Consider the following 26,195-nt stretch of genomic DNA (forward strand, 5'->3'; position numbering starts at 1 on the left):
ACCCGGGGGAACGGCGGGACTCGGGACGGTGACGGAACAACACCGCCGGGGAGCACGGTGGTCCGTGCTCCCCGGCGGAACGTCCACGCACCCGGGCGGAAGGCCCGGCGGCCGGCGGCTACTTCAGGCCGACCGCGGCGCACGCCTCCTTGTACTGCGCCGTGCAGATGTCCGCCACCTTGTAGAACCCGTCGGAGATGACCGTGTTCTTGATGTTGTCCTTCGTCAGGGCCACCACGGGCACGAGCTGCGCCGGGATGTCCTTGTCCGTGGGGCTGTCCACCCGCTCACGGGTCAGCGCGTCGAACTGGATGCCCTTGCCCTGGACCCGCGCCACGGCCATCTCCGCGGCGTTGTCGGCCTCCAGCGGGTAGGACTTGTAGACACTCATGAACTGCTCGCCCGCGATGATCCGCTGCACTCCCGCCAGTTCGGCGTCCTGGCCGGTGATCGGGGGCAGCTCGGTCACACCGGCGTTCTTGAGCGCCTTGACGATGGCACCCGCCATGGTGTCGTTGGCCGAGTAGACGGCGGCGATGTTGCCCTTGCCGATCGCGTTGATCGCCTCGACCATGTTGGCCTCGGCGTTCTCCGGCGACCAGTCCTCGGTGTCGTAGGACTTGGCGATGGTGACCTTGCCCTTGAGCTCCGACAACGCGCCCGCCTTGAACTGCTTGGCGTTCGGGTCGGTCGGGGAGCCGTTCATCATGACGATCTTGCTGGTGGCCGCCCCGTCGCCGCCGAGCTTCTCCAGCAGGGAACGGCCCTGGACCTCGCCGACCAGCTCGTTGTCGAAGGAGATGTACGCGTCGATCGGGCCCTCGGCCAGCCGGTCGTAGGCGATGACCGGGATGCCCGCGTCCTTGGCCTTCTTCACGTCCTCGGCGATGGCCTTCGAGTCGACCGCGTCCAGCACGATGACGTCGACCCTGTCGTCGATCATCTGCTGCATCTGGCTCGACTGCTTGTCGGCGTCCGCCTCGGCGTTGGCGTAGGAGACCTTCCCCTTGTCGTTGGTGAGCGACTCCACCTTCTTCTTGAAGATGGGGTAGTCGAACTGCTCGTACCGGGTGTTGGCCTTCTCCGGGAGCAGGAGTCCGACCGTGATGTCGTTCCCCTTCGTGGGGCTCGCGTCGTCGCTGCTCCCTGTCGCGTTGATCACTCCGCAACCGGCAAGCATGACGGACATCGAGGTGGCGGCCACTGATATGGCGATACGACGCATGCGAGGGCTCACTTCAGGTGCGTTTTGGGCGTGGGCACAACATTGCGGCCCATGTGACTGAAAAGCCAACGCTTCAGCCACCACTGGCGTCAAGAGCAACTACTTAACGAGATGAACACGACACGGTGCGCTGAAGTCGTGAGGGGCCGGCGAAAGACTCGCACAGATCCCCTGGAGAAGCACACATCCGCTGATCACAGGCGTGCGCGGGGCGCACGGGACGGGGAGTGAGGGGATGTCAGCCGCGTGCACACACGTGAAGGGCCTGGAGGTTCGGACGAACCTCCAGGCCCTTCAGGACACTTCACTTTTCGGCCAAACGGAACTTTCCCGTCAGCCGGACCACCTGGCCGAACCACCCGGCCGGGTCGGTCGGGTCAGTCGGGCTGCTGCTGACGCTTCGGCCGCCACACCACCAGCGCGCTGGTCTGCTGCACCTCCTGATACGGCACCAGGTCCCGGCGGTACGACGCGTGCACCGCGGCCTCGCGCTGCCGCATGGTCGCCGCCGCGCCGTCCAGCGCGCCCTCCAGCTCCGCCACCCGGGCCTGCAGCGCGGCGACCTGGTTCTCCAGTTCGATGATGCGCTTGATGCCGGCCAGGTTGATGCCCTCCGCCTGCGACAGCTGCTGCACCTGACGGAGCAGCTCGATGTCACGGGCCGAGTAGCGGCGGCCCCGGCCGGCGGCACGGTCCGGCGAGACCAGCCCCAGCCTGTCGTACTGGCGCAGGGTCTGCGGATGCAGACCGGAGAGCTGAGCCGCCACCGAAATGACGTAGACCGGTGTGTCCTGCGTCAGTTCGTACGGATTGCGTCGACGGCCGTCCATCTCCATCAAGCTCCCTTCGCGGCCTGGAACAGCTCCGCCCGCGGATCCTCACCCTCGGTCGCCTCGCGATACGCCTCCAGTGCATCACGAGCCTTCCCCGGCAGGTCCTTGGGAACACTCACCTCCACGGTGACCAGCAGATCGCCGCGCGAGCCGTCCTTGCGGACCGCTCCCTTGCCGCGGGCCCGCATGGTCCGCCCGTTGGGCGTGCCGGGAGGCAGCTTCAGCGTGACCGGCGGACCGCCGAGCGTCGGGACGCGGATCTCCCCGCCGAGGGCCGCCTCCGGGTAGGTGACCGGGACGGTGACGGTGAGATTGTCGTCCCGGCGGCCGAACACCGGGTGACTGCCGACGTGCACGACGACGTACAGGTCGCCCGCCGGACCGCCGCGCTCGCCCGGTGCGCCCTTGCCGCGCAGCCGGATCCGCTGGCCGTCGCTGACACCCGCCGGGATGCGCACCTGCATCGTCCGCGAGGACTTGGCCCGGCCGCTGCCCTTGCAGATGTCGCAGGGGTTCTCCGCGATCAGGCCCCGGCCCTTGCAGTCCGGGCACGGGTCGGTGAGCGAGAAGCCCCCGCCGCTGCCCCGGGCGACCTGCCCGGTGCCGACGCAGGTCGGGCACACGCGCGGTGTGCCGTTCTTGTCGCCGGTGCCCGAACAGCCCTTGCAGGCCTGCTGGGAGGACATCCGCAGCGGGACCGTCGCCCCCTCGATGGCCTCGGTGAAGCTCAGGGTGACCTCGGACTCGATGTCCTGGCCGCGCCGGGGCTGGGTGCGCGTGGTGCCGGTGCCGCCGCGGTTGAACAGCCCGCCGAAGACGTCACCTATCCCGCCGCCGAACCCGCCGGCGCCGGCCTGGCCGCCCTGCCCGCCCTGGCCGCCTCCGAAGAGGTCACCCAGGTCGAAGTTGAACGACCCGGCGCCGCCCGCCCCCGGACCCGGCCGGAAGCCTCCGCCGCCGAAGAGCGACCGCGCCTCGTCGTACTCCTTGCGCTTCTTGGGGTCGCCGAGGACGTCGTTCGCCTCGGAGATCTCCTTGAACCGCTCCTCCGCCTTGGCGTTGCCCTTGTTGGCGTCCGGGTGGTACTCGCGGGCGAGCTTCCGGTACGCCTTCTTGATCTCGGCCTCGGTGGCGTCCTGAGGCACGCCGAGGACCTTGTAGTAGTCCTTCTCGATGAAGTCCTTGGTACTCATCCCCGACGTCCCTCCTTCCTTGCCCGCCGGGGCGGCCCGGCAGGTCCTGCCTGCCCGGCCCGCCCCGGCTTCCTCACGCCCGCTGAGGCGTCAGCCCTCCTGGGGGCCACCGGTCTCCTTTTCGTCCGCAGCCGCCTCGGTCTCCTCCTCGGCCGGCTTGCCCGGCTGGGCACCCGGCTGCGGCTCGGCCACGGCCACCCGCGCGGGGCGGATGGTGCGCTCACCGATGCGGTACCCGGGCTGCAGAATCGCCACGCACGTCGTCTCGGTGACGTCCGGGGCGTAGGAGTGCATCAGGGCCTCGTGGATCGTCGGGTCGAAGGGCTCGCCCTCCTTGCCGAACTGCTGCAGGCCCATCTTCGCCACGGTCGCCTCCAGCGACTCGGCGACGGACTTGAACCCGCCGACCAGTTCGCCGTGCTCCCGTGCGCGACCGACGTCGTCGAGCACGGGCAGGAGCTCGGTCATGAGGTTCACCACGGCGACCTCCTTGACCGCGATCCGGTCGCGCTCGACCCGGCGGCGGTAGTTCTGGTACTCGGCCTGGAGCCGCTGGAGGTCCGCGGTGCGCTCACCGAGCGCCGTACGCACCTGGTCCAGCTGGGCCACCAGCCCGGCATCGGGACCCGAGTCCCCGGCCGGGGCCGCCGCCTCCTCCGCGGAGGGGGTGGCGGCCTTCGGCTCGGCGTCGTCGGCCGGAACGCCTGAGGGGACGTCGGGCTGCTGCGACTGTTCGTCGAAGCCCGGGGTCTCCTCGGTCACGCCGCACCGTCCTTACGCTCGTCGTCCACGATCTCGGCGTCGACCACGTCGTCGTCCGCCCTGGCCCCGCCGGCACCCGCGTCGGCTCCGGCGCCGCCCGCGGCCTGGGAGGCCTGCGCGTCGGCGTACATGGCCTGGCCCAGCTTCTGCGAGACGGCGGCGACCTTCTCCGTGGCGGTGCGGATCTCGGCGGCGTCGTCGCCCTTGAGCTTCTCCTTCAGCTCGGCGACGGCGGCCTCGACCTCGGTCTTGATCTCGCCGGGAACCTTGTCCGCGTTGTCCGCGAGGAACTTCTCGGTCTGGTAGACGAGCTGCTCGCCCTGGTTGCGGGACTCGGCGGCCTCGCGGCGCTGGTGGTCCTCCTCCGCGTACCGCTCGGCCTCCTCACGCATGCGGTCGACCTCGTCCTTCGGGAGCGAGGAGCCGCCGGTGACGGTCATCTTCTGCTCCTTGCCGGTGCCGAGGTCCTTCGCCGTGACGTGCATGATGCCGTTGGCGTCGATGTCGAAGGAGACCTCGATCTGCGGGACGCCGCGCGGCGCCGGGGGCAGACCGGTCAGCTCGAACATACCGAGCTTCTTGTTGTACGCCGCGATCTCGCGCTCGCCCTGGTAGACCTGGATCTGCACCGACGGCTGGTTGTCCTCGGCCGTGGTGAAGATCTCGGAGCGCTTGGTCGGGATCGTGGTGTTGCGTTCGATCAGCTTGGTCATGATGCCGCCCTTGGTCTCGATACCGAGGGACAGCGGGGTGACGTCGAGCAGCAGGACGTCCTTGACCTCGCCCTTGAGGACACCGGCCTGGAGCGCGGCACCGATCGAGACGACCTCGTCCGGGTTGACGCCCTTGTTGGCCTCCTTGCCGCCGGTCATCTCCTTGACGAGCTCGGCGACGGCGGGCATCCGGGTGGAACCACCGACGAGAACGACGTGGTCGATCTCGGACAGCGCGATGCCGGCGTCCTTGACGACGTTGTTGAACGGCGTCTTGCAGCGCTCCAGCAGGTCCGCGGTCAGCTGCTGGAACTGGGCGCGGGTCAGCTTCTCGTCGAGGTGCAGGGGGCCCTCGGCGGAGGCGGTGATGTAGGGCAGGTTGATCGTGGTCTCGGTGGACGCGGACAGCTCGATCTTGGCCTTCTCGGCGGCCTCACGGAGGCGCTGGAGCGCCATCTTGTCCTTGCCCAGGTCCACACCGTGCCCGGCCTGGAACTGCTTGACCAGGTAGTCGACGACGCGCTGGTCCCAGTCGTCACCACCGAGGTTGTTGTCACCGTTGGTGGCCTTCACCTCGACGACGCCGTCACCGATCTCCAGCAGCGAGACGTCGAACGTACCGCCACCGAGGTCGAAGACCAGGATGACCTGCTCGTCCTTGTCGAGGCCGTACGCCAGGGCGGCGGCCGTCGGCTCGTTGACGATGCGCAGCACCTTCAGGCCGGCGATCTCGCCGGCCTCCTTGGTCGCCTGGCGCTCCGCGTCGTTGAAGTACGCCGGGACGGTGATGACCGCGTCGGTCACCTTCTCGCCCAGGTACGCCTCGGCGTCCCGCTTCAGCTTCTGGAGCACGAAGGCGCTCATCTGCTGCGGGTTGAAGTCCTTGCCGTCCAGGTTGATCTTCCAGTCGGTGCCCATGTGGCGCTTGACCGACCGGATGGTCCTGTCGACGTTGGTCACGGCCTGGCGCTTGGCCACCTCACCGACCAGCACCTCGCCGTTCTTCGCGAAGGCGACGACGGAAGGCGTGGTCCTGGCGCCCTCAGCGTTGGTGATGACGGTGGGCTCACCGCCTTCCAGAACGCTGACGACGGAGTTAGTCGTGCCCAGGTCGATGCCGACCGCACGTGCCATTTCGATTCCTCCAGCTGACTTGAGTGGAACAGACTCAAGCATGCCTGACGTCCGGCGCGGGGTCAACAGAGCTGAGTCGGGCAGACTCAACTCTTATCCGCTCCTTACGCGCAAGGAAGAGCCGGCCTGCACACCCGGGACATCGGCACCCGCACGGGAACGGCGCCGAGGCGGGCGGACACGGGGCCTCGAGCCGGCGGCCCACGAACACAGGCCTACGGACACAAGTGTGCGGCACGGATATAAGTTAGTGACGTATGCCCCGATTTACGGGGCGTGATGCGGTCACCTCCAGGGCACCTCCCAAGGCAACCCTCAGCGACTCAGATCACCCCGCGCCCGACTACAGTGCGGCCGGAGATAGGGGTAGTCTCAGACGGACTGCATAAGTTACCGCTTAGTAATGTCGGGAATCCCGTGGCAGGAGCCCCCCGACCAAACCCTCGCAGGCCCGAGGAGCCCCCATGCAACTCGCCGCGATCATCGTGTCGCTGGCCCTGGCCGTGGTCGGCGCTGCCCTGCTCGCACGCGCGACCGGCCAGTTCGTCCGGTACTTCAAGCTGGGCCAGCCGGTCCCGGCCGGCACCCGGACCGACAACCCCTACCAGCGCAGCGTGACCCTGGTGCGGGAGTTCCTCGGCCACACGCGCATGAACCGGTGGGGCGTCGTCGGCATCGCCCACTGGTTCGTGGCCGTCGGATTCCTGACGCTGCCGCCGACCCTCGCCCAGGCGTTCGGCCAGCTCTTCCGGGCCGACTGGACGCTGCCGGTGCTCGGCGGCTTCCTGCCGTTCGAGATGTACATCGAGTTCATCGGCGTGATGACGGTCCTGGGCATCCTCGTGCTCATGGCGATCCGGCTGCTCAGCCTGCCCGGCCGCCCCGGCCGCAAGTCCCGGTTCACCGGCTCGAAGATGGGCCAGGCCTACTTCGTCGAGTACGTCATCCTCACCATCGGCCTCGCCATCTACGTGCTGCGCGGCCTGGAGGGCGCCCTGCACCACGTGGACGGCTACGAGGCGGCGTACTTCGCCTCGTACCCGCTGGTGCTCGCCTTCAAGAACCTCGACGTCGGCACCCTGCAGAACCTGGTCTACCTGACCGCCATGATCAAGATCGGGACCTCGTTCGTCTGGATGATCGTGGTCTCGCTCAACACGAACATGGGTGTGGCCTGGCACCGCTTCCTGGCCTTCCCCAACATCTGGTTCAAGCGCGAGGCCACCGGCGGCACCGCGCTGGGCGCCCTGCAGCCGATGACCTCGGGCGGCAAGCCGATCGACTTCACCGACCCCGGTGACGACGACGTCTTCGGCGTCTCCCAGGTCGAGCAGTTCTCCTGGAAGGGCCTGCTGGACTTCTCCACCTGCACCGAGTGCGGCCGCTGCCAGTCACAGTGCCCCGCCTGGAACACCGGCAAGCCGCTCTCCCCCAAGCTGCTGATGATGTCGCTGCGCGACCACGCGCACGCCAAGGCCCCCTACCTGCTGGCCGGCGGCGGCAAGACGATGGAGGGCGAGGAGAAGGCGTCCGCCGAGCAGCTCAAGGACGTGCCCGCGGCGGCCCTCGCGGAGGCCGAGCGCCCGCTGATCGGCACCCTCGAGGAGAACGGCGTCATCGACCCCGACGTCCTGTGGTCCTGCACCACCTGCGGCGCCTGCGTCGAGCAGTGCCCCGTCGACATCGAGCACATCGACCACATCGTCGACATGCGCCGCTACCAGGTCATGATCGAGTCCAGCTTCCCCTCCGAGGCGGGCACGATGCTCAAGAACCTGGAGAAGAAGGGCAACCCCTGGGGCCTGGCCAAGAAGCAGCGCCTTCAGTGGCTCAAGGAGCTCGACTTCGAGGTCCCGGTCGTCGGCAAGGACATCGAGGACCTCACGGAGGTCGAGTACCTGTACTGGGTCGGCTGCGCCGGCGCCCTCGAGGACCGCGCCAAGAAGACCACCAAGGCCTTCGCCGAACTCCTGCACATCGCGGGCGTCACGTTCGCGATCATGGGCGGCGACGAGAAGTGCACCGGTGACTCCGCCCGTCGCCTGGGCAACGAGCCCCTGTTCCAGGAGCTCGGCATGGAGAACGTCTCCGCGCTGAACCTGGCCTTCGGCGAGGAGACGGACGACGAGGGCAACGTCACCGAGGAGTCGAGGAAGCCCAGGTCGGCGAAGAAGATCGTCGCCACCTGCCCGCACTGCCTCAACACCCTCGGCAACGAGTACCCGCAGCTCGGCGGCGACTACGAGGTCATCCACCACACCCAGCTGCTCCAGCACCTGATCGACGAGGGCAAGCTGATCCCGGTGACCCCGGTCGAGGGCCTCGTCACCTACCACGACCCGTGCTACCTGGGCCGGCACAACAAGATCTACACGCCGCCGCGCGAGATCATCGCCAACGTCCCGGGCCTCAGGAACGAGGAGATGCACCGCCACAAGGAGCGCGGCTTCTGCTGCGGCGCCGGCGGCGCGCGGATGTGGATGGAGGAGCGGATCGGCAAGCGCGTCAACGACGAGCGCGTCGACGAGGCCCTCGCCCTGAACCCCGACATCATCTCCACTGCCTGCCCGTTCTGCCTGGTCATGCTGACCGACTCGGTCAACGGCAAGAAGAACGACGGCAAGGCGAAGGAGTCCGTCCAGGTCGTCGACGTCGCCCAGCTGCTGCTGGAGTCGGTCAAGACGCCGCTCGACCCGGCCGGCGAGTCGGAGACGGAGAACGCCCCGGAGCCGGAGCCGGTGAAGTAGGCGCGAAGCACGTACGCGCGTAAGCGCGGAGCAGGCACGAAGCAGGCACGAAGGGGCCGCCCGGCAGGGCGGCCCCTTCGTCATGTTCACGTACGCTCCGTCCTGCGGAGGACCGCACCCCTCCGCAGGACGGAGAACGGAGCTGACCGCCCCTTAGGGGATGTCACATCTCGGCCGCAAAGGGGGCCCCGAAACCCCGGGCCCGGCCCACCACACCCCCGGAGCAGGTACGTTCGACGACGTGGCTGGATTCAGGATCGGACGCGGCCGGGACAACAACGGCGCTCCTCACGCGCAACCGCAACAACCCCCGTACGGACAGCAGACGCCGCCGGGGCCGTCGTACGGCTCCCCGCAGGCGCCTCAGCCGTACCCGCCCCAGCAGCCGCCCTACGGCAGAGGCGGCCACAGCGGCGGCGGCAACGGCGGCGGCTGGCCACAGGTGAACCGCGGTCCGGGCGGTCCGGGCGGCTACGGCGGCCATCACCGCCCCGGCGCCGGCGGCGGCCACGGCGAACCCGAGTACTTCGGCGACGGCGGCGCGTACCCTCCCGGCCCGCACGCCCCGCACTCCCCCCACGCCCCGCACGACCCGTACGCGGCCAACAACCCGGGCCACACCCAGGCCTTCTCGGTCAGCGGGGACCCCTACCTGCAGGGCGGCGGGACGCACCACGGCGGTGCCCCCGAGCCCGTGCCCGGCCCGGTCGGCCCGCCCCTGCCCTGGAAGGCCCTGCTCAAGGGCATCGTCACCGCCCCCGACCAGACCTTCCTGAGGATGCGCGACTACACGATGTGGGGCCCCGCCCTCACCGTGACCTTCCTCTACGGTCTGCTGGCGATCTTCGGCTTCGACGGCGCCCGCGAAGAGGCGATCGACGCCACCCTCACCACCGCCATACCCGTCGTGCTGATGACCGGTGTGGCCATGGTGATCAGCTTCCTCATCCTGGGCGTGGTCACCCACTCCCTGGCCCGCCAGCTCGGCGGCAACGGCGCCTGGCAGCCCACCGTCGGCCTGTCCATGCTGATCGTGGCCCTCACGGACGCCCCCCGCCTGGTCCTCGCGATGTTCGCGAGCGGCGACGCCACCTTCGTCCAGATCGTCGGCTGGATCACCTGGGTCGCGGGCGGCGCGCTCCTCACCATGATGGTCAGCCGCTCCCACGACCTCCCCTGGCCGAAGGCCCTGGGCGCCTCCGCGATCCAGCTCCTGGCCCTGCTCTCCCTGGTGAAGCTGGGCACGCTGTAACAGCGAACGGCACCCACGACACGGCACGAAGGGGCTCCCGACCCGGGAGCCCCTTCTTCGTCCCGGCCCGAGCACATGGCGGGTCCGGGCAAGCGAGCCCGCCCGCGACGAAGACACCACCGCGCGCGATACCGAGCACGACGTCCGGCCGGTACCCGTCGTCCACGACGGCCTGGGCGAGCTCACGCACGGCCACCCCGAACTGCTCGTGACCGAGGGGTCCTCCCGCCGCGGAGGGCTCTCTGTCCGCCCGCGCCTACACCTGGGTGCGGTGGAAGTTGAGGAAGGCCCGCGAGGCCGTGGGCCCGCGCTGCCCCTGGTACCGGGAGCCGTACCGCTCACTGCCGTACGGGGCCTCGGCCGGCGAGCTGAGCCGGAACAGGCACAGCTGGCCGATCTTCATCCCGGGCCACAGCTTGATCGGCAGCGTCGCGAGGTTCGACAGCTCCAGGGTCACGTGCCCGGAGAACCCAGGGTCGATGAACCCGGCGGTCGAGTGCGTGACCAGCCCGAGCCGCCCCAGCGAACTCTTCCCCTCCAGCCGCGACGCGAGATCGTCGGGCAGCGAGATGATCTCGTACGTACTGGCCAGCACGAACTCGCCCGGATGCAGGATGAACGGTTCGTCCCCCTCCGGCTCCACGAGCCGGGTCAGCTCCGCCTGCTCGACGGACGGGTCGATATGCGGGTACCGGTGGTTCTCGAACACCCGGAAGAAGCGGTCGAGGCGCACGTCGACACTGGACGGCTGCACCATGGATTCGTCGTAGGGATCGATCCGTACCCGCCCGGAATCGATCTCGGCCCGGATGTCCCTGTCTGAGAGAAGCACGCCCCGAGGATACGCAAGGCGCGCGGACCGGCCACCATCGCCGTCCCACGCGCCCACGTCCTGTTGACCCTGGCGGTCCCCCGTGCCCTCGCTTACCGCTTCTGGTACGCGACCGGCACGACGCTGCGAAGCCGCGCACAGCGCGGACACCGCAAGAGCCGGCCGGGGCCGAGTCGCTCGGCCTGCTGCATCGGGAACGAGGCGGCGGTAAACACGTGCCCATCGGCACAGCGGACGACGGTGCGCTCCATCAAGTCCAAGAGTCCCTTCCCCAAGAGCCGCGCCTGGCTTCCTGCCCTGACGCCAAAGGCACATTACGGGATCAAAGGGACGACCCTCCAGGCGGCACTCCGACCCCGCCCGGCCCTCACCACACCCCCACCGTACGCCCCAACTCCGGCCCCCCGTACCCACTTCCGCACCTCGAACGCCACCAGGCCCCCGGGACCTGAAACACCGGGGACCTGCCATGGGGTAGAGTGACCGAGCATCCGGTCACCGGTCGATTCCGGTGGTCTGGATCACGCGCGGGTGTAGTTTAATGGTAGAACATCAGCTTCCCAAGCTGAGAGCGCGAGTTCGATTCTCGTCACCCGCTCCACGCAAAACCCCCAGGTCAGCGACCCGGGGGTTCTTTGTTGTCCAGACCGGTGGGCAACTGCCGCACCACAACCGAACCATTAGCCCGCCGACGGCTCCTCCTTATGGTGCGTACGGTCGTCGTTGTGGTGCTTCGCACGTTCGGCCCGTACGAGGTCGTCGAGCCCGGCGGTGACCCTCACGGCCGGGCCTCGTACCAGTGGATCAGCGCCGCCTGACCGGGGTCGTCCGGCGTCTCCGCCGACTCGACGGTGAGCGGCTCAGCGACCGGTCGTCCCGTCGGCCGTCATCCGGTGCCAGATCTCTTCCACCCGTTGCCGCAGAGTGGGGACCAGTTCCACGTTGTCTCCGCGTTCGGCACTCTGCAGGAGTTCGGTGATGACCACCAGCTCCGCGAAGCGTCCGCCCTCACTGTCGAGAACGGTGGAAAGTTCCCGGCGGACGCGCTCGGCGGTCTCCGGCATCGTGAGGCTGTAGGCGTGCAGGAGGGCTGCATCGTAGCCGGCCGGGGCGGTGCCCCAGCCTTCCCAGTCCAGGATGCCGAGTTCGGGACCGGCGAGGTTGGCCCAGTGCAGGTCACCGTGTGCGGTGGACCATGCGGGAGGCGTCGTGGGGACGGGCCCGCCGAGGAAGGCGAGGTACTTCGGCATGGCGCGGTCCAGGTATGCCTGGCGTACGGCCGTACGGTCGGTGCGGACCATCGGGAGACAGGCCAGGGCCGTGCGCAGATCGTTCCACCAGGCGGTCGTCAGGGAGGGCACTGCGGTGACGAGTGCGGGGGTGGGCGACACGGTTTCGCCAGCGACGTGGTCGTACAGCTCTGCCTTGTACGCGTTTCCTCCCTCCTTCCACTGTCGTACGAGACGCAGACGAGGGCGTGGCACCTGTCGGGGCACCAGCCGTTCGGCGTCCTCCGGCCCTGTCCACAACTTGCCGCTCGCCTTGTCCACCGGGCTGTGGACGACACGCAGCCACCCTGGCCCGTGAGCCCCGGTGACGGGTCGGCCCAGCGTGCGTCCCCTCCACCCCCACGCCTCCTGCGGCCCTTCGTCGGACGGCCGTGTGCCAGGAACCGCCCCAAGGAGGCCGCACGCCACGGTATGGGCCCTCCGCATGCGCGCGGCGACCTCGAGGTCGTCAGGTTCCGAGGACATCGATGACCTTTCTCAGGCGATCGGGCGACAAGGGCTCGCAGACCGCAGCCCCCAGGGCATCGGCCCAGTGTGCCGGTGTGCTCGACGACAGCAGGACACGCGACACCCCGGGGGCCGACAGGGCGACCAGGAGCGCGGCCTGCGCTGCGGATGCGGCAGGGGCGATGAAGCGCACCAGTTCCTCCGTCATCGCTCCGAGGAGTTCACCGCCTCCGAGCGGGGCCGACGCGAAGACGTCGAGCCCCGCTTCCCGTGCCTCCACCAGTGCTCCGCACCCGGCGAGCGCGTCCGCCACCACGGCGAGTCGAATGAGTGAAACCGGGAACTGCACGGCTCGGAAGTGATGCTGTGGCCCGCCCACGGTTTCCGCAAGTGCCGTGAGTTCCGGGATGGTGAACATGCCGCTCGACAGGCCCGCCCAGGTGGCGACGCCGTAGCCGCCGACCCTGCCGGCGTCCGCCATGCTCTCCAGTTCCTCGAATGCCTCGGCCAGCGTCCGCGACAGATCGGCCCGGTCCGTCCGGCCGTGCTCCGGATTGTGGACGAAGACCAGGTCCGGGACGCGACCGAGGCAGGCACGACTGCGGGCGAGCTGCCAGGCGATGCAGGGACGTGCCAGGCAGTGGCCTTGATCGCGGTCGTACAACGGCACCCCGGCGTTCCGAGCGGCCCGCCGGTCGGCGTCGGGCACGAAGCCGACCTTGGTCGAGACACGTACCTGTGGACACGCCTTGAGGACCAGCCGCAGAGATGCCTCGGCCGTACCGGACGCGTAGTTCGGCGCCGTGTCGATCCATGTCACCCCGGCGTCCACGGCCGCACCCACCGACTGCGACACGTCACGACACCGATACGTCCCGGCCGCCAGACGGGCGCTCATCCGGCCCGTCCCACGGCCGCGACCTCGCCGTCCACCAGCTCGCTCACGAGGTGCGCCACCTGCCCGACGCGAAGTCCGGCCGCTCGGGCGAGTGTGTCCAGGCGGTGGTGGCCTCCGTCCAGAAGGAGGGACAGCACAGGTGCGGCCTGCGGGGAGAAGGCCCATTCCTCTCCCCCTGCCGTCAGCACCGGGTGGCCCTCCCCGTCGCTGTGCAGCCGGGCGCGAGCGGTTACCAGGTGTACGACGAGAGCGGGGTCGGGCGGTACGCCCTCGACGTACGGCAGTGAGGGCACCAGGCGGGCCCGGTCGGTGGCGTCCCGCATGCCGAGGAAGCGGTCGAGCAGCGTCCCGTCCTCGAACTCCTTCATGACGAGGTCGCCGAGGGACCGTACGAAGTCCGCCTTCTCTTCCTCGGTCCCGAAGCGTGGCAGGTCGCTGCGCACGGTCGTTTCACGGCACAGGTTCTCGGAGAGCCACTGGAGAAGGTCGGCGCCGGTAGTCGTCTGCATGCCGCAGGTGAGGTGGAGGGAGTGGACGCCTTCGGAAGCGGCGACCGCGTGCCACCAACCGCGCGGCAGGTACAGCATGTCTCCTGCTTGCAAGACCAGTTCGACGAGCGGCTCGTTCGGCGGCGGTTCGGGGACGTCCGTGTCACGGTGGAGCGGAGCTCGCCTCGTGGGGCCGTGGATGCGCCATCGTTTGGCGCCGTCGAGCTGGAGGACGAGCACATCGTGGTCGTCCCAGTGGACTCCGAAGCCTTCCTCGGGGGTCCAGGAGGCGTAAGCATTGACCTGGATGCCGGTACGCAGATGTCGTTCCAGTTCCTGGGCGAGGTGGCCGACGGCCGGGTGCAACTCGTCGATCGCGTCCAGGACGAGAGTGGCGCCCTCGGCAAGGTGGCGGTGCAGTTCGGCGGGCTTGAGCCGGTGCCACACGGTGCTGCGACGAGTGGTGACCGGCACCGAGTAGGCGTGTTGAGGCAACGCCTCGCCGCCCGCCGAGAGGCGCAGGCGGGGCGGTTCGAGCCGGTGGTGGGTGAGCAGGGCGTTCAGGTCGTCCCAGCCGAGCAGGCCGGCGAAGCGGCCCGGCTCACCGGGGAAGTGGCGGTAGGTGCGGCCGTACACCTGGGCGAGGAAGTCCTCGCCCAGGCGCGCGACCACCGCGGATACGTCGGTGGTCATCGGTTGCGGCCCTTCTCAGTCGTTGCCGTCGGAGCGGCCGGTGGAACCGCCGTCCGAGGGCTGTTCGGCCCGCGAACGGGCGGCGGCAATCCGGCGACGGGCGACCAGCAGGCCGTGGTCCTCCTGAGCACCGTTCGTGGTCACGTTCTGCTCGGGCATGGTTGTGTCTCCTTCGGTGTTGGCGGAAGCGAGCCGGTTGCCCGCTCCCTGGATGTGGCGTCTCCGGCTGCCCCACCAGACGGTGGAGTCCCAGTCGGAGGCGTCTGTAGCTGATGGAGGACACGCGCGTCCCAAATCAGCTGGTCAGGTGGTCAGGTGGCGGTGACATGCGCGCGGGAGCCGCTGAGCACGCCGCATCCCGGTTCGGCAACCGCCACCGGCCGCGGTGCGCCCTCGAACGAGGGATCGTTTACACATGCGGCGGGAGACGGACGGGAAGGCGAGGTTGAGCAGCCGCCGATCTCGAACCAGACCACTTTTCCGTCCGTGGTCGGCCGGGAGCCCCACGCCTGGGCAAGACCGTCGACCAACTGCAGTCCGCGCCCACTCTCCTCGTCCAGGTCGGCCGGCGCCCGCTGCGGGAGAAGGCCGCTTTCCGCATCCTCGGCTTCCAGGCGCACACAAGTCCCGTTCCAGCTCACCGTGACCCGGCAGCCCTCCCCCGTGTGCACCACGGCGTTCGCGATCACCTCACCGGCCAGCAGCTCCAGCGTCTCGACTGCCTCCTCCGCAAGTGGCAAGTCCCAGTCACGGACGATCGCGACAACCCTGCAACGAGCGGAAGACACAGCGCCGGTGTCGGACGGGACATGGAGGGACGAGGACTTCGGGGCGAGTGTTCGGAACGTCATGGAGGGCGAACCTTCCTGGCTGTGTGCGTCGGAGTTCCACACAACCGCCCCCGGCCGACAACGCCCAGAGCACAATGGACGCACCAATGCGGCATCCGTGCGTCACTCTCACGCCTCACCTGGGAAGCCGCGCAGTCGTACGTCCCTGGCAGGGCAGGCGAAACGGGGAGACAGCGTCATGGCGCACCACCGCAACGGCCTCGCAGCACGCCGCCGGACCGTGGGCCTCACCCAGGAGGCTCTCGCCGAGCACATGCAGGTGGACCGCTCCACCATCACCCGCTGGGAATCAGGCCGCACCGCCCCACAACCCTGGATGCGCCCACGACTGGCCCGCCTTCTGCGCGTCGACGCCGAGGGCCTGAACGACCTGCTGACCGCACGGTTGCCAGGCCGCACGCAGGAACAAGAAGCTCTCGAATACGTGATGCTTCACCCGGGCCGCATCGACCTGCCGGCCGTCGCCGCACTTCGCACGCGCTTCTACGACTGCGCCGCTCGCTACGACCGTGTGCCTTCGGCCGGCCTCATCGCAGAAGCAGCAGCACAGCTCAACCGCATCGACCAGCTTGCCGCCGGCTCCGCCCGCGGACGCGTCCAGAGGGAACTCCACGCTCTGCACGCCGATGCGTGCACTCTCATGGGGCAGTTGGTCTGGGACGCCTCCCAGCGCCGCGACCACACCACCGCGAAGACGTACTACGAGCAGAGCGCCGACCTCGCCCGCCACCTACGGGACACCACGCTCGAAGCCCACGCCTTACTGCGCACCTGCTACGTCGCGCTGTACGGCGCACACGACGCACAGGCCGGGCTCGCGCTCGCGGAGCAAGCAGCCGAAACCGCCGAGCGCACGAGTCCCGCCCTGACCGGACTGGCACTCCTGCACGTCGCCGAGGCACACGCCATACTGCGGTCGGCCTCGGACTGCGAACGCGCTCTCTCCAGCGCAGAACGTCAACTCGCCCATGCGGACGGCAGCGACGCCGCCGCCGACCTGGTATCACCCACCCAGTTCGGCCGCCTCGCAGGCTCCTGCTACCTCTCCCTCGGAGACCACCGACGGGCCGAAACCCTGCTGACCAGCACTGCGGAGAAGCTACGGGACAGGCGAAAGTCACGCGCGATCGTGCTGGGGAACCTTACGCTCGCCCGTATCCGTCAACACGATGTCGAGGCGGGGGTGGCCAGCCTCACCGAAGCCATCACCGAGCTGGAGACCACACGCGGAGGCGGAGGCATGAACATCGTCTTCGGAGCCGCTCGCGAACTGCGCCCCTGGCGCCAGGAACCCCTTGTCGCAGAGGTCCACGACAGACTGCTCGGCCTGATGACGGCAGCGTAGGAGAGAGAAGGAGACACCGGTGGCAGCCAACTCCCTGGACCACGCCAAGCAGGCGGTACGCACGCAGGTCTGGGACGCCCTGACCGCCGCGGACGCCGTCCACGACCCTTCCGTCCACGGCCGCATCCCCCACTTCAAGGGTGCCGAGGAAGCCGCTGCCCGACTCGCGGGGCTTCCGGCCTGGCAGCGTGCGGGGGTCGTCAAGGCAGTACCGGACAAGGCCCAGCTTCCGGTCCGGGCACGGGCCCTGAAGGAGGGCAAAACCCTCTACATGGCGGTACCGAGGTTAGCCACCCCCAAGCCCTTCTACCTCCTGGACCCGGCCACCCTCACCGTCCCACCCGCCGAGGCCGCAGCAAGCCGCACCGCCGCCACGATCGCCCCCACCGTCGAGGTCGACGCCCTCCGACCACTGGACCTGATCGTCCTCGGCAGCGTCGCCGTCCACCGCGACGGCGCCCGCATCGGCAAAGGCGCCGGCTACTCCGACATCGAGTTCGCCCTGCTCACCGAGGCCGGCCTGGTGACGCCGGAGACCCTCGTCGTCACCACCGTCCACACCCTCCAGGTGACCGACACCCCGATCCCCACCACCGAGCACGACGTCGGCGTCGACCTGATCGTGACCCCCGACGAAACCATCACCTGCCCGAACCCCCACCGCCCCTCAGGGATCGACTGGTCGGCCCTCACGGCAGAGAAGATCGCTGCAATCCCGGCGCTCACGGCTCGACAGGGCACCTGACGACCTGAGCGGATAGCGCCCGATCCCTGTGCCACAACCTCCCATCCAACGACTGAGTTACAACCTTCTTCACGAGTTCAAGGCCCGCGCACGGCGCGGGCGCGCGCCGCCTTGTCGGCGGGGCCACCGCCCTGTCTTCGCCAGCGGCGGCCCCGCCCGGCGGCGCGCTACGTGCAAGCGGGCAAGGGCGGGACGTCATCCGCGGGCACAAGATGTGCCTCCGGCGGGGGATCGGCCGACACCGGGATGGAGGGGGCGCCGTACGCGGGTGCGGGTCCGTAGGGGTGTGCGCGGGGATCTCCCATCCCGTCCACCGTCGCCCCAGGCGAAGCCGAGCAGACGCGGCCCCTGGCGTCCAGGTCGTTCGTACAGTGGCGCGCTCCACCTGGACGCCAGGAACCACGCCCGCTCCACATGCGTGTGGGTCGACGGCGGACGGGATGGGAGCCGGGGAGAGTGGTGGGTGAGGAAGTGGGCGGCTAATTAGTCGCGCTTGGGCCAGATCGGGCCCTGGTCGGTCCAGATGACGCCTTTGTTGCGGCACAGGCAGAAGGGGTGGCCGATCGGGTCGGTGTAGACCTGCCAGCCGTAGCCGTTGGGGCCGATGAAGTCCTGCCTTAGCGTCGCGCCGAGGTCGAGGACGCGGCGCTGCTCGGGCTCGATCTCGTCCACTTCGAAGTCGAGGTGGAACTGCTTGGGGTGCTCGCTGTCGGGCCACTGCGGAGCGCGGTAGTCGTCCACCCGGATGAATGCCAGCTCGATCTCGCCGAACTGGATGCCAGCCCAGTCCTCGGAGCTGCCTTCCTTGATCGGGCGGCCCGTCACCTCGGAGTAGAAAGCCGCCAGCTTCATCGTGTCCGGGCAGTCGATAATGAAATCGGTGAGTCGCAGCATCCCGCGATCTTCTCAGAGACTCTGTACTGGGGAGTGCGGTACCGCAGAGAAGTACAGCAACCGTGCCGACCGCAGGCAGTCGTCTCAAACCGCTGACGGCCGAGTGACCAGGCCGGATGACCTCAGCGACCGCCCCGCCCGTAGTTCGCATCGAGGGGGCCGTGCCAGTCCCGTGCCAGATCGGGCGGGGCACCGCGGGGAACACCGGGGACCAAGACAGAAGCCGGCTACAGGTCGAGACCGCCCCACCCCAGGTCAGGCGAGCAATCGCCCCTGGGGCACCCAGGCTTCCCGAGCTGAGAGCGCAAGTTCGATTCTCGTCACCCGCTCCACGCGAAACCCCCAGGTCAGCGACCCGGGGGTTCTTTGTTGTCCAGACCGGTGAGCGGGTGCCGCACCACAACCGCACCGTCAGCCCGCCGACGGCTCCCCCCTGTGGTGCGCACGGTCGTCGGTGTGGCGCTTCGCACGCCCGGCGCGCACGAGGTCGTCGAGCCCGGCGGCGGCCTCCCGCTGCTGCTCCTCGTCGGAGTCCCGGTAGATCAGCGCCGCCTTCTCGGAGGACTGGCCGGCGCGCCATCGTGTCCCGGAGGGTGGCGCCCGAACGGGTCGACAGGGTGTGTCCGGTATGACGGAGGTTGTAGAAGCGGAAGCCGTCCGGGAGACCGGCGACCGCACGAGCCCGGCGCCACTTCCGCCGGAACGGGGTGCGAGCGGGTTCGAGGGTGGTGGCGAACCGGCTCGTGTTCCTCGGTGTCCGCGTGGGGTCGGGGTGTGGCGTCCCACTGCTGCCCGGCCGGCGTGGTGCTCCGGCGGGCCGACAGGGCGGCGTGGCCGGCCTGCCACCGCGCGGTCAGGCGGGTGGCCGTGGCCGGAAGGCCTCCGGTCCTGGGCGGGGGCCGGTGGTCAGCCGGAGGGCTCCTGCGGGGTCAGTGCTTCCGGTTGCGCCCGTGGCTGGGGCACGACGGGGCACGCGTGGTCCGACTGCGTCATCGCCCATCCGTCCCCGAACACATGGAGGCTGCTGGGCGCGGCGGAACGGCGCGCGGTGTCGCCGTCGGCTTCCGCGTCGGCGCGGGGGACGGCGGTGGGGACCGGCGAAGCCGCGTGGTTCACCGTGCACGTCAGCTGGAGCATGGCCCGACGGCTCAGCGGAGCCGTCTCACCGGGGAGTCTGACGAAGAGGATGCCGCTGTCGATCGCCACCCGTGGCGCGTCCGTCAGGCGGGGCAGCTCCGTGGTGGCCGTCGCGGTCTCGTTCGCAGCCGACGCCTCGAACAGCAGGTGTACGACGGCCTCGAGGTCCCCGGCGTCGTCGATCCGGTGGGGATAGGACATCAACTCCCCGTCGCGCAGGAAGAAGAGGGAGATGGTGGCGGGCGTCGAGGGTGGTGTCGGACTGGGGGAGAACATGCCGCTCGCCGGCGCACCGGTCTCGATGACACCGGACGGGGGGACTCCGCACGCCGTGAGCGCGACCGCGGCCACGGCCGTGAGCCCGGACAGCAGCGCTGCCGTCCGCGAGCCCCTCAACGGGTGCCCCCGTCGGCCTCGGTGTCGGTGTCGTCGCGGTGCAGCGGGAGTTCGACCGTGAACACCGCGCCGCCCCGGGGCAGGTTCGCCGCCCGGATGCGCCCCCCGTGCAGGCGCACGTTCTCCGCCGTGATGGCCAGACCCAGCCCGTTGCTCTCGCTCCTGGCCCGTGAGGTGCTCGCCTTGTAGAACCGCTCGAAGATGTGCGGCATGGCCTCCTCGGCGATCCCCGGTCCGTTGTCGGTCACCTCGATGACGGCCCACGCCATGCCCGCCCCGTCCACCCGTACCCCCATGGTCAGCCGCACGGGCGGCTCTCCGTGCCGCAGCGCGTTGCCGATCAGATTGGCCGTCACCACGTCGAGTCTGCGCGGATCGACGCGCGCGCGGAGCTCACCCGGTCCGGGCAGCCGGGTCTCCACCTGCTCCTGCCGCCACCGGGAGGCGACGGTGCGCCGTACGGACTCGGCCAGGTCGATCTCGTCCCGGTTGAGTTCGGCCGCCCCCGCGTCGAAACGGGAGATCTCCATCAGGTCGTTCACCAGTCCGCTCAGCCGGTTCGTTCCCTCGCTGATGAGCCGCAGCGCCTCACCGGTCTCCCCTTCCCCCTCCAGGTCCAGCACGTCGGTGACCGCCGACATCGCCGCCAGCGGCGTGCGCAGTTCGTGGGAGACGTCCGCCACGAAGCGGCGTCCCTGGGCCTCCAGGCGACGCAGCTCCCGTACGGTTCGCTCCAGTTCGGCCGCCGTCTCGTTGAAGGACTGGGAGAGATCGGCCAGTTCGTCGGAACCGGTGACGTCCAGCCGTACGTCGAGGTGCCCCGCGGCCATCCGGCGCGTTGCCCGGCGCAACGCCCGTACGGGTCGCAGTACGCCGCTCGCGGCGAGCAACGCCAGGACGACGGCGAGGCACAGGGCCACCAGGGTGGCTCGCTCGATGCCGCTGACCATGGCCTCGACGTACCCCTCCTCGGTGGTCTGCGGGACCTCCAGATACATCACGAACCCGGAGAGCCTGGGCTCCGTGCCCTCGCCCGAGGTGTACGTGACGGGCATGCCGACGACGAGACGAGGACGCCCGTCGACGTTCATCCGCTGGAACACCGCGACACGTCGGTCCCGGACGGACCGGAGCATTTCGGGGCTCAGCTCGACGAAACCGGCGCTCGGCGCGTAGGCGCGGTGGCCACCGTACGTGGCCATGATCCGCCAGTCCGACGAACGGTTCGCGTACAGCACCTGGTCCACCGCGAACTGGAGGTCCGACCGGTCCGGGGCCAGGGGGATGCTGGGCGCGACGGCGTCGACGCTCGTACGGAACCGGTTGATGACGGAGTCCTGGCTCTGCTGGAGCACCCCCGTGCGCGCCTCGCGGAAGGCGAGGGCCCCGGTGCCCAGGGCGCTGGCCACGGCCACCAGGACGAAGGACGCCAGCAGGCGGGGGCGCAGGCCGCGCAGGGGGAGCGGGATGCGCGCCAGGGCCGCCCGGAGGAACCGCCGGGGGCCGGCCCCCGGGCCGGCGGCGGGGGTCTCGTCGGCCGTGGGGGCCTCGGGCACGGCTCTCCGCGTCCCGGCGACCTTCCGCATCCGCGCGGTCCTCCACGTCCGCGTGGACATCCGGTCGCTCATGAGGTGCCGAAGCGGTAACCGAATCCGCGTACGGTCTGCACGTAACGGGGATTCCTGCCCTCGCCGAGCTTGTTGCGCAGTCGCTTCACGCAGGCGTCCACGAGCCGTATGTCGCCGTGGTAGCTGTGTTCCCAGACCGCTTCCAGCAGTTGCTGTCGGCTGAACACCTGGCCGGGCGAGGCCGACAGGGTCAGCAGCAGCCGCAGTTCGGAGGGGGCGAGGGTGACGGGTTCGCCGCGGTGCGTCACCACGAGCCCGGCACGGTCGACGACCAGCTCGCCGTGCGTCTCCGCCCGGGGACGGGTGCCGTCCGGCAGTGACGCGTCCTGTCTGCGCAGTACGGCCCGTATCCGTGCGTCGAGCACCCGGGCCTGCACGGGCTTCACCACGTAGTCGTCCGCACCGGTCTCCAGTCCCACGACCACGTCGATGTCGTCTCCCCGGGCCGTCACCATGATGATCGGCACCTGGTCGCGGTCCCTGATCCGGCGGCACACGTCCAGGCCGGAGATGCCGGGCAGCATGAGATCGAGCACGACGACGTCCGGCCGGAAGGGGAGGAGCTGTTCCAGCCCTTCCTCCCCCGTTTCCACGGCGAAGACCTCATGCCCCTGGTGCCGCAGACCCAGTTGGACGGCCCTGCGGACATCTTGGTCGTCTTCGACGATCAGGACCCGTGGCATTTCGGCAGTGTAAGCAGGCCGGACGAGGTGACCGTCCCGAGGAAGGCCCCTCTCCGCCCGCCGTTACACAACGATCACACGGGCCGGGGAGCGCGGGGCACCGTTACCCTTCCGTGACAGTGCCGGCTCATCGCGATCATCTGGAATCACCAGATTGAGCTGCCATGCATTCGGCACGACAGCGGCAGTCCGCACCCCCCACCGGCAGCACCGCGGCCGGTCACCGCGCCGGCCGCCGGCGCCGGTCCTCCCGTCGCCGGGGACGGCCGCGCCACCGGGGCCGGAACCTGCTGATCGGCCTGCTGGTGGCCGCCGGCCTACTGGGCCCGGCGGCGTATTTCCTGGGAGGCGGGCGGAGCGACGCGCCGAGCGGTGCGCCGCAACCGCGGAGCACGCACGTCACCTCCACTCCCACTCCAACTCCCACACCCACCCCCACACCCACACCGACCCCCTCCCCCTCCGCGAGCCGGACCGAGATCGACGTCCCCCCGACGGGCAGCGGGACGTTCGTCACCGCGCAGGCCGGTGGGGAGGCGGTGGGCAGCGGCTCCCGCCTGGTGCGCTACGTCGTGGAGGTCGAGATCGGCCTCGACATCTCGCCGTCCCAGGCGGCGAACGAGATCGCCGACATACTCACCGCCCCGCGGGGCTGGACCCACGACCCGGACAACGCGTTCCAGCTGGTGAGCGCGGGATCGCCGCACGACATCACGATAAGGATCGCGACACCGGCGACGGCGGACGCCCTGTGCTGGGCGGGCATCCAGCAGGACACCGGAGGCGAGTACAACTGCGAGGTTCCCGGAGGGGTGGTGGTGAACCTCAAGCGCTGGGTCAAGGGCTCGCCCACCTTCGACGGACCGATCCATGACTACCGGGCGCTGATCATCAACCACGAGATGGGGCACTTCCTCGGTCACTCGCACGTGACCTGCGGGGGCGCCGGGCAACTGGCCCCCGTGATGATGCAGCAGATCAAGGGCCTGCACGGCTGCGTCGCCAACGCCTGGCCCTACGACGAGAAGGGTGACCTCGTCACCGGGCCGCCCGTATGACCGGCGCCGGTCCCCGAGCCGGCCGTCACGGCGGTCGGCCGTTACAGCTCGGTCATGTACCGACCCCAGCTCCATGAACTGCCGGCACCACCGTGGACTCCGCGTTCTCCCACGCCCGCAGAATCCCCCGCCCTCCCGATCGGACGGAAGTAAACGACTCGCTCCCGCACTGCCCGGAGACTGGCCGCGACGGCGGCGGTGAGCCTGCTGCCGCTGCTGGCGGCCTGTGGCACCGGAACCGACACCGACACCGGCTCGGAGTCCCACGCGTCGGACGGTGAGAAGACCACGGCCGGATCGTCGGGGCAGCTCGACATTCCCGCCGACGCGAACGCCGACCTCAAGAAGCAGTACCTCTTGGAGAACGCGATCGCGGCCTGCATGAAGAAGCAGGGGTTCACCTACACCCCCGTGGCCCCCGAGGACCCCACCGCCTCCTGGACCACCGACGGGGCGGACTACGCGCTGACGAAGGAGTACCGGCGGAAGTACGGCGAGGGCGTTCCGCAGCGTCGGTGTGCTGACCATGTATTGCTCCGCCAAATGCGCCTCAGAAGGCAGGCGTTCACCGGGCTTGAGCCGACCGGTGGCGATCCGGTTCCGGAGGTCATCGGCGATGGCGTCGCGTCGTGAGGGCACGGGCGGGGTCACCGCCTCTCACTCGCACGAGCCGCAGGGCGACGAGCCAGGTCCCCGTGTGGATGGTCAGCAACTCGCCCGAGTCGAAAACGAGTCGTTTGGCTCCGCCGGGCAGTTGGAAGAGGTCGGTCACCCGGCACTGCTGGCCCCCGACCTGGATGACGTCGCCGAGCTGCACGCTGGTCGAGGTGATCTCGACCGGGGAGAGCACCGCGCCGCTGAGTGCCGGCCCCCTCACCGTGCCGCCTCTGTCGGTACTGGGCACTCGGCGATGGTGTGGCACGAGCAGTCGCAGGCTTCGTAGATCACCGGCACGTCGACCGGTGCGGCGACCGGGGACGACTCCGCGCAGGCGTGGTGTGTGCCGATGCGGCAGGAGGCCGACCGGTAGGAGTCGGGCCCCGGTTGGGTGGTGTGGGGCTGTTGGCGGGACGGCATCAGCGGTCACCCGCCGAGGCGTACCAAGGGCCGGCGAGGGGAGCGCGGCTCATGGCCGCCGAGCGGTGCCGTGCTCGCGCCTCACTGGCCAGTACGTACGGGCGGACGAGCGCCGTTTCCTCCCCCACGAGAACGCCCGTGTGCTCGCGGTGCCGACGCAGGAACAGCACCGCGCCGTAAGCGACTTCCGGGGACACAGCCACCGGCCACGCAGGTGTTTCGGAGCGGCGGTGCCGACCCTTGTGGCGGTACCGCTCCCTGAGGCGCGAGGCGGTACGGCGGATACGATTGAGCACGGTGTTCAGCCCCTATCGCTGATGACCCGGTCCCCCGACGTCGCCCGTCGCGGGGACCGTTTTGTGTACGACCGCCCAGAGGGTGCGGTCGTTCGAACTGGTGGCGAGAAGGCCGAAGCGGTCGGTATCGGCCAGCGCTTCCAGGACCTCCCGCCATGACTCCGCGGAGAGTGGTTCCGGCACCTCCGCCTCGATGGCCGTGCAGTCATCGCGCTCCTCCACGCGCGTGGCGAGCCCGACGGCCGATAACCGGGCTGCGATGGCCTCCGCGCGCTCCTTGGAAGCAGGCACAGGGCAGCCCTCCGGTTAGCGACGATCACTTTGAGTAAAGCTAGTTAACTAGGTTAGAGCTAGTGGACTAGATTTTCCATATGTCTGAGCAACCGCCCTATCTCCGCATCGCCGACGAGCTGCGGCGGCGGATCGCAGAACACGAGTGGGAGCCGGGGGACCGACTTCCCTCCCGCGCCCAGATCGGCCAGGAGTACGGCGTCGGCGACAACGTGGTACGCCGGGCACAGGAATTGCTGATCTCCCAAGGTGTGCTGGAGGGCCGCGCCGGTTCCGGCACCTACGTCGCCGAGCCACGGCAGCGCGTACGGGTGGTCCGGTCATCGGCGCGCGAGCAGCCCAGCGGCTCGCCGTTCCGGGCGGACATGAAGGCCGTGGGCAGGCAAGGCGACTGGGAGAGCCGGACCGAGGCCAAGGTCCCGGCGCCGGCGGAGATCGCCACGCGTCTCGGTATCGCCGAAGGCGAGCTGTGCGTGCGGACGACGTACGAGTTCCTGGCGGACGGCAGGCCGGTGCAGCTGTCGACGAGTTGGGAGCCGTACGACCTCACCGCCGGCACTCTCGTCGTTCTGCCCGAGGGAGGCCCGCACGCAGGAGCGGGCGTCGTGAACCGCATGGCCGCGATCGGCATCACGGTCAGCCACGCCGTGGAGCAGCCGGAGCCGAGGCAGGCGACCGCCGAGGAGGCGCCGTTGCTCGGCGTCCAGAAGGCTGCCCTGGTCACGCACATCCGGCGGACGTACTACAGCGACGACGGTCGCCCAGTGGAGACGGCGGACATCGTGGTGCCCGCGGCTCACTGCGAGATCGTCTACGAGATCCCGATCAACCGGTGATGGCGCCATACGCGAAGGGAGCGGTAGATGGGCCGCCGCAGAGGGCCCCGTAAGGACACCGCAGTCGTGACCGCGACGGTGCGCGAGTGGAGCGACGAGGAGGGTTGGGGTGTCCAGCGTTTGGCTGCAGTCGCCTACCGTGCCGACTGGCCGGGTCAGCGCGTGGGCTTCGCGACGTGCCCCAGCGCGACGATCCCGATTCCGACCACGAGTAGCGACGGCGAGCCGAGATTCCAGCTCACCAGCATGAGCAGGGCTCCCGCTCCCCACAGCCTCGGTTGCCGCACCAGCCCAGGGAGCCACTGCCCCGGCATACGGCCGAGAAGCAAGGCGTGCACTCCCAGGACTGCCCATGCGATGGCCGCAACGACCATCACCAGGCCAGCGATCATGAACAACATCCCCACCCCTTGGGCTGTCCCCGTCTCGTCGGCAGCTTCTCAGGCTGCCGG

General features: G+C 69.6%; 25 protein-coding genes, 1 tRNA gene and 3 pseudogenes. 7 read left to right on the plus strand and 22 right to left on the minus strand.

The genetic code is table 11. The features are described 5' to 3' along the window. Window positions 1–118: 118 nt before the first annotated feature. The 5 genes from ACTWJ9_RS15445 to dnaK all read right to left on the minus strand — a co-directional run bounded on the left by ACTWJ9_RS15445 (window position 119) and on the right by dnaK (window position 5,860). Window positions 119–1,225 (minus strand): sugar ABC transporter substrate-binding protein, encoded by a 1,107-nt coding sequence (locus ACTWJ9_RS15445; RefSeq protein ID WP_387038689.1) that lies wholly within the window; start codon window positions 1,223–1,225, stop codon window positions 119–121. Between the two features lie 377 nt (window positions 1,226–1,602). Next, on the minus strand, window positions 1,603–2,055 hold the full coding sequence (locus tag ACTWJ9_RS15450) for a heat shock protein transcriptional repressor HspR (protein WP_202280005.1): 453 nt from the start codon (window positions 2,053–2,055) through the stop codon (window positions 1,603–1,605). 5 nt (window positions 2,056–2,060) lie between these two features. Continuing rightward, window positions 2,061–3,251, minus strand: coding sequence for a molecular chaperone DnaJ (dnaJ, locus tag ACTWJ9_RS15455; protein ID WP_279334815.1), 1,191 nt, complete (start codon window positions 3,249–3,251; stop codon window positions 2,061–2,063). Between the two features lie 90 nt (window positions 3,252–3,341). Then, window positions 3,342–4,013 (minus strand): nucleotide exchange factor GrpE, encoded by a 672-nt coding sequence (gene grpE / locus ACTWJ9_RS15460; RefSeq protein WP_443294324.1) that lies wholly within the window; start codon window positions 4,011–4,013, stop codon window positions 3,342–3,344. Further along, complete coding sequence (gene dnaK / locus ACTWJ9_RS15465) at window positions 4,010–5,860, minus strand: molecular chaperone DnaK (protein ID WP_279334817.1); 1,851 nt, start codon at window positions 5,858–5,860, stop codon at window positions 4,010–4,012. The genes grpE and dnaK overlap by 4 nt, the downstream gene beginning before the upstream one ends. A gap of 464 nt (window positions 5,861–6,324) precedes the next feature. Here dnaK and ACTWJ9_RS15470 point away from each other — a divergent pair, with 464 nt between their 5' ends. Continuing rightward, on the plus strand, window positions 6,325–8,607 hold the full coding sequence (locus ACTWJ9_RS15470; protein ID WP_443294325.1) for a heterodisulfide reductase-related iron-sulfur binding cluster: 2,283 nt from the start codon (window positions 6,325–6,327) through the stop codon (window positions 8,605–8,607). Between the two features lie 160 nt (window positions 8,608–8,767). Then, a complete protein-coding gene (locus ACTWJ9_RS15475; RefSeq protein WP_443294326.1) occupies window positions 8,768–9,859 on the plus strand; it encodes a Yip1 family protein in 1,092 nt (363 codons plus the stop codon). 91 nt (window positions 9,860–9,950) lie between these two features. On the opposite strand, the pseudogene ACTWJ9_RS15480 reads toward ACTWJ9_RS15475, so the two are convergent. Next, window positions 9,951–10,055, minus strand: a pseudogene (locus ACTWJ9_RS15480) (phosphoribosyltransferase family protein); the annotation flags it as partial. A gap of 60 nt (window positions 10,056–10,115) precedes the next feature. Then, window positions 10,116–10,691 (minus strand): dCTP deaminase, encoded by a 576-nt coding sequence (gene dcd, locus ACTWJ9_RS15485; protein ID WP_279334820.1) that lies wholly within the window; start codon window positions 10,689–10,691, stop codon window positions 10,116–10,118. A gap of 527 nt (window positions 10,692–11,218) precedes the next feature. Here dcd and ACTWJ9_RS15490 point away from each other — a divergent pair. After that, window positions 11,219–11,292 (plus strand) — tRNA-Gly (locus ACTWJ9_RS15490). 259 nt (window positions 11,293–11,551) lie between these two features. Here ACTWJ9_RS15490 and ACTWJ9_RS15495 read toward each other — a convergent pair. The 5 genes from ACTWJ9_RS15495 to ACTWJ9_RS15515 form a co-directional block, all read right to left on the minus strand. Then, window positions 11,552–12,241, minus strand: a complete 690-nt coding sequence (locus ACTWJ9_RS15495) for a phosphotransferase (RefSeq protein WP_279334821.1) — start codon at window positions 12,239–12,241, stop codon at window positions 11,552–11,554. Window positions 12,242–12,428: 187 nt separating this feature from the next. After that, window positions 12,429–13,283 carry an aldo/keto reductase gene (locus ACTWJ9_RS15500; RefSeq protein WP_341483689.1) on the minus strand — a complete coding sequence of 285 codons (855 nt, stop codon included), beginning with the start codon at window positions 13,281–13,283 and terminating at the stop codon, window positions 12,429–12,431. A 38-nt stretch (window positions 13,284–13,321) separates the two neighbouring features. After that, window positions 13,322–14,506 (minus strand): cupin domain-containing protein, encoded by a 1,185-nt coding sequence (locus ACTWJ9_RS15505; protein WP_443294327.1) that lies wholly within the window; start codon window positions 14,504–14,506, stop codon window positions 13,322–13,324. Between the two features lie 15 nt (window positions 14,507–14,521). Next, complete coding sequence (locus ACTWJ9_RS15510; protein ID WP_279334824.1) at window positions 14,522–14,665, minus strand: hypothetical protein; 144 nt, start codon at window positions 14,663–14,665, stop codon at window positions 14,522–14,524. Between the two features lie 152 nt (window positions 14,666–14,817). Then, window positions 14,818–15,357, minus strand: a complete 540-nt coding sequence (locus ACTWJ9_RS15515; RefSeq protein ID WP_388704048.1) for an ATP-binding protein — start codon at window positions 15,355–15,357, stop codon at window positions 14,818–14,820. 178 nt (window positions 15,358–15,535) lie between these two features. Here ACTWJ9_RS15515 and ACTWJ9_RS15520 point away from each other — a divergent pair, with 178 nt between their 5' ends. Together ACTWJ9_RS15520 and ACTWJ9_RS15525 are read left to right on the plus strand one after the other, a co-directional pair. After that, entirely contained in the window at window positions 15,536–16,702 is a 1,167-nt protein-coding gene (locus ACTWJ9_RS15520) for a helix-turn-helix transcriptional regulator (protein ID WP_279334826.1), read from the plus strand. A 19-nt stretch (window positions 16,703–16,721) separates the two neighbouring features. Further along, on the plus strand, window positions 16,722–17,447 hold the full coding sequence (locus ACTWJ9_RS15525; RefSeq protein WP_279334827.1) for a 5-formyltetrahydrofolate cyclo-ligase: 726 nt from the start codon (window positions 16,722–16,724) through the stop codon (window positions 17,445–17,447). Window positions 17,448–17,930: 483 nt separating this feature from the next. On the opposite strand, the gene ACTWJ9_RS15530 is transcribed toward ACTWJ9_RS15525, so the two are convergent. The 5 genes and pseudogenes from ACTWJ9_RS15530 to ACTWJ9_RS15550 form a co-directional block, all read right to left on the minus strand. After that, window positions 17,931–18,341 carry a VOC family protein gene (locus ACTWJ9_RS15530; protein ID WP_279334828.1) on the minus strand — a complete coding sequence of 137 codons (411 nt, stop codon included), beginning with the start codon at window positions 18,339–18,341 and terminating at the stop codon, window positions 17,931–17,933. A 411-nt stretch (window positions 18,342–18,752) separates the two neighbouring features. Beyond that, window positions 18,753–19,053: pseudogene (locus tag ACTWJ9_RS15535) on the minus strand (tyrosine-type recombinase/integrase); the annotation flags it as partial. 194 nt (window positions 19,054–19,247) lie between these two features. Then, window positions 19,248–19,874 carry a hypothetical protein gene (locus ACTWJ9_RS15540; protein ID WP_387038953.1) on the minus strand — a complete coding sequence of 209 codons (627 nt, stop codon included), beginning with the start codon at window positions 19,872–19,874 and terminating at the stop codon, window positions 19,248–19,250. Further along, complete coding sequence (locus tag ACTWJ9_RS15545) at window positions 19,871–21,460, minus strand: ATP-binding protein (protein WP_443294328.1); 1,590 nt, start codon at window positions 21,458–21,460, stop codon at window positions 19,871–19,873. Before ACTWJ9_RS15545 ends, ACTWJ9_RS15540 begins: the two co-directional genes overlap by 4 nt. A 38-nt stretch (window positions 21,461–21,498) precedes the next feature. Beyond that, window positions 21,499–22,185 (minus strand): response regulator transcription factor, encoded by a 687-nt coding sequence (locus ACTWJ9_RS15550; protein WP_279334831.1) that lies wholly within the window; start codon window positions 22,183–22,185, stop codon window positions 21,499–21,501. A 164-nt stretch (window positions 22,186–22,349) separates the two neighbouring features. On the opposite strand from ACTWJ9_RS15550, the gene ACTWJ9_RS15555 reads away from it, so the two are divergent. Further along, on the plus strand, window positions 22,350–23,243 hold the full coding sequence (locus tag ACTWJ9_RS15555) for a DUF3152 domain-containing protein (RefSeq protein ID WP_443294329.1): 894 nt from the start codon (window positions 22,350–22,352) through the stop codon (window positions 23,241–23,243). A 546-nt stretch (window positions 23,244–23,789) separates the two neighbouring features. On the opposite strand, the pseudogene ACTWJ9_RS15560 reads toward ACTWJ9_RS15555, so the two are convergent. The 4 genes and pseudogenes from ACTWJ9_RS15560 to ACTWJ9_RS15575 form a co-directional block, all read right to left on the minus strand. After that, window positions 23,790–23,894 (minus strand): annotated as a pseudogene (locus ACTWJ9_RS15560) (GntR family transcriptional regulator); the annotation flags it as partial. Beyond that, the gene (locus ACTWJ9_RS15565; protein ID WP_341483690.1) at window positions 23,851–24,147 is read right to left on the minus strand and encodes a hypothetical protein; all 297 of its coding nucleotides are present in this window, start codon (window positions 24,145–24,147) and stop codon (window positions 23,851–23,853) included. The gene ACTWJ9_RS15565 and the pseudogene ACTWJ9_RS15560, both read right to left, overlap by 44 nt. Window positions 24,148–24,319: 172 nt before the next feature. Continuing rightward, complete coding sequence (locus ACTWJ9_RS15570) at window positions 24,320–24,523, minus strand: hypothetical protein (RefSeq protein WP_279334833.1); 204 nt, start codon at window positions 24,521–24,523, stop codon at window positions 24,320–24,322. A 105-nt stretch (window positions 24,524–24,628) separates the two neighbouring features. After that, window positions 24,629–24,907: a hypothetical protein gene (locus ACTWJ9_RS15575; RefSeq protein ID WP_443294330.1), complete on the minus strand. Its 279-nt coding sequence runs from the start codon at window positions 24,905–24,907 to the stop codon at window positions 24,629–24,631. Window positions 24,908–24,987: 80 nt separating this feature from the next. On the opposite strand from ACTWJ9_RS15575, the gene ACTWJ9_RS15580 reads away from it, so the two are divergent. Further along, window positions 24,988–25,743 (plus strand): GntR family transcriptional regulator, encoded by a 756-nt coding sequence (locus ACTWJ9_RS15580; RefSeq protein ID WP_279334835.1) that lies wholly within the window; start codon window positions 24,988–24,990, stop codon window positions 25,741–25,743. Window positions 25,744–25,898: 155 nt separating this feature from the next. On the opposite strand, the gene ACTWJ9_RS15585 is transcribed toward ACTWJ9_RS15580, so the two are convergent. Next, window positions 25,899–26,144: a hypothetical protein gene (locus ACTWJ9_RS15585; protein ID WP_279334836.1), complete on the minus strand. Its 246-nt coding sequence runs from the start codon at window positions 26,142–26,144 to the stop codon at window positions 25,899–25,901. Between the last annotated feature and the right edge of the window lie 51 nt (window positions 26,145–26,195).

This window comes from Streptomyces sp. GDS52 (assembly GCF_052246875.1).
Lineage (GTDB): Bacteria > Actinomycetota > Actinomycetes > Streptomycetales > Streptomycetaceae > Streptomyces > Streptomyces cathayae.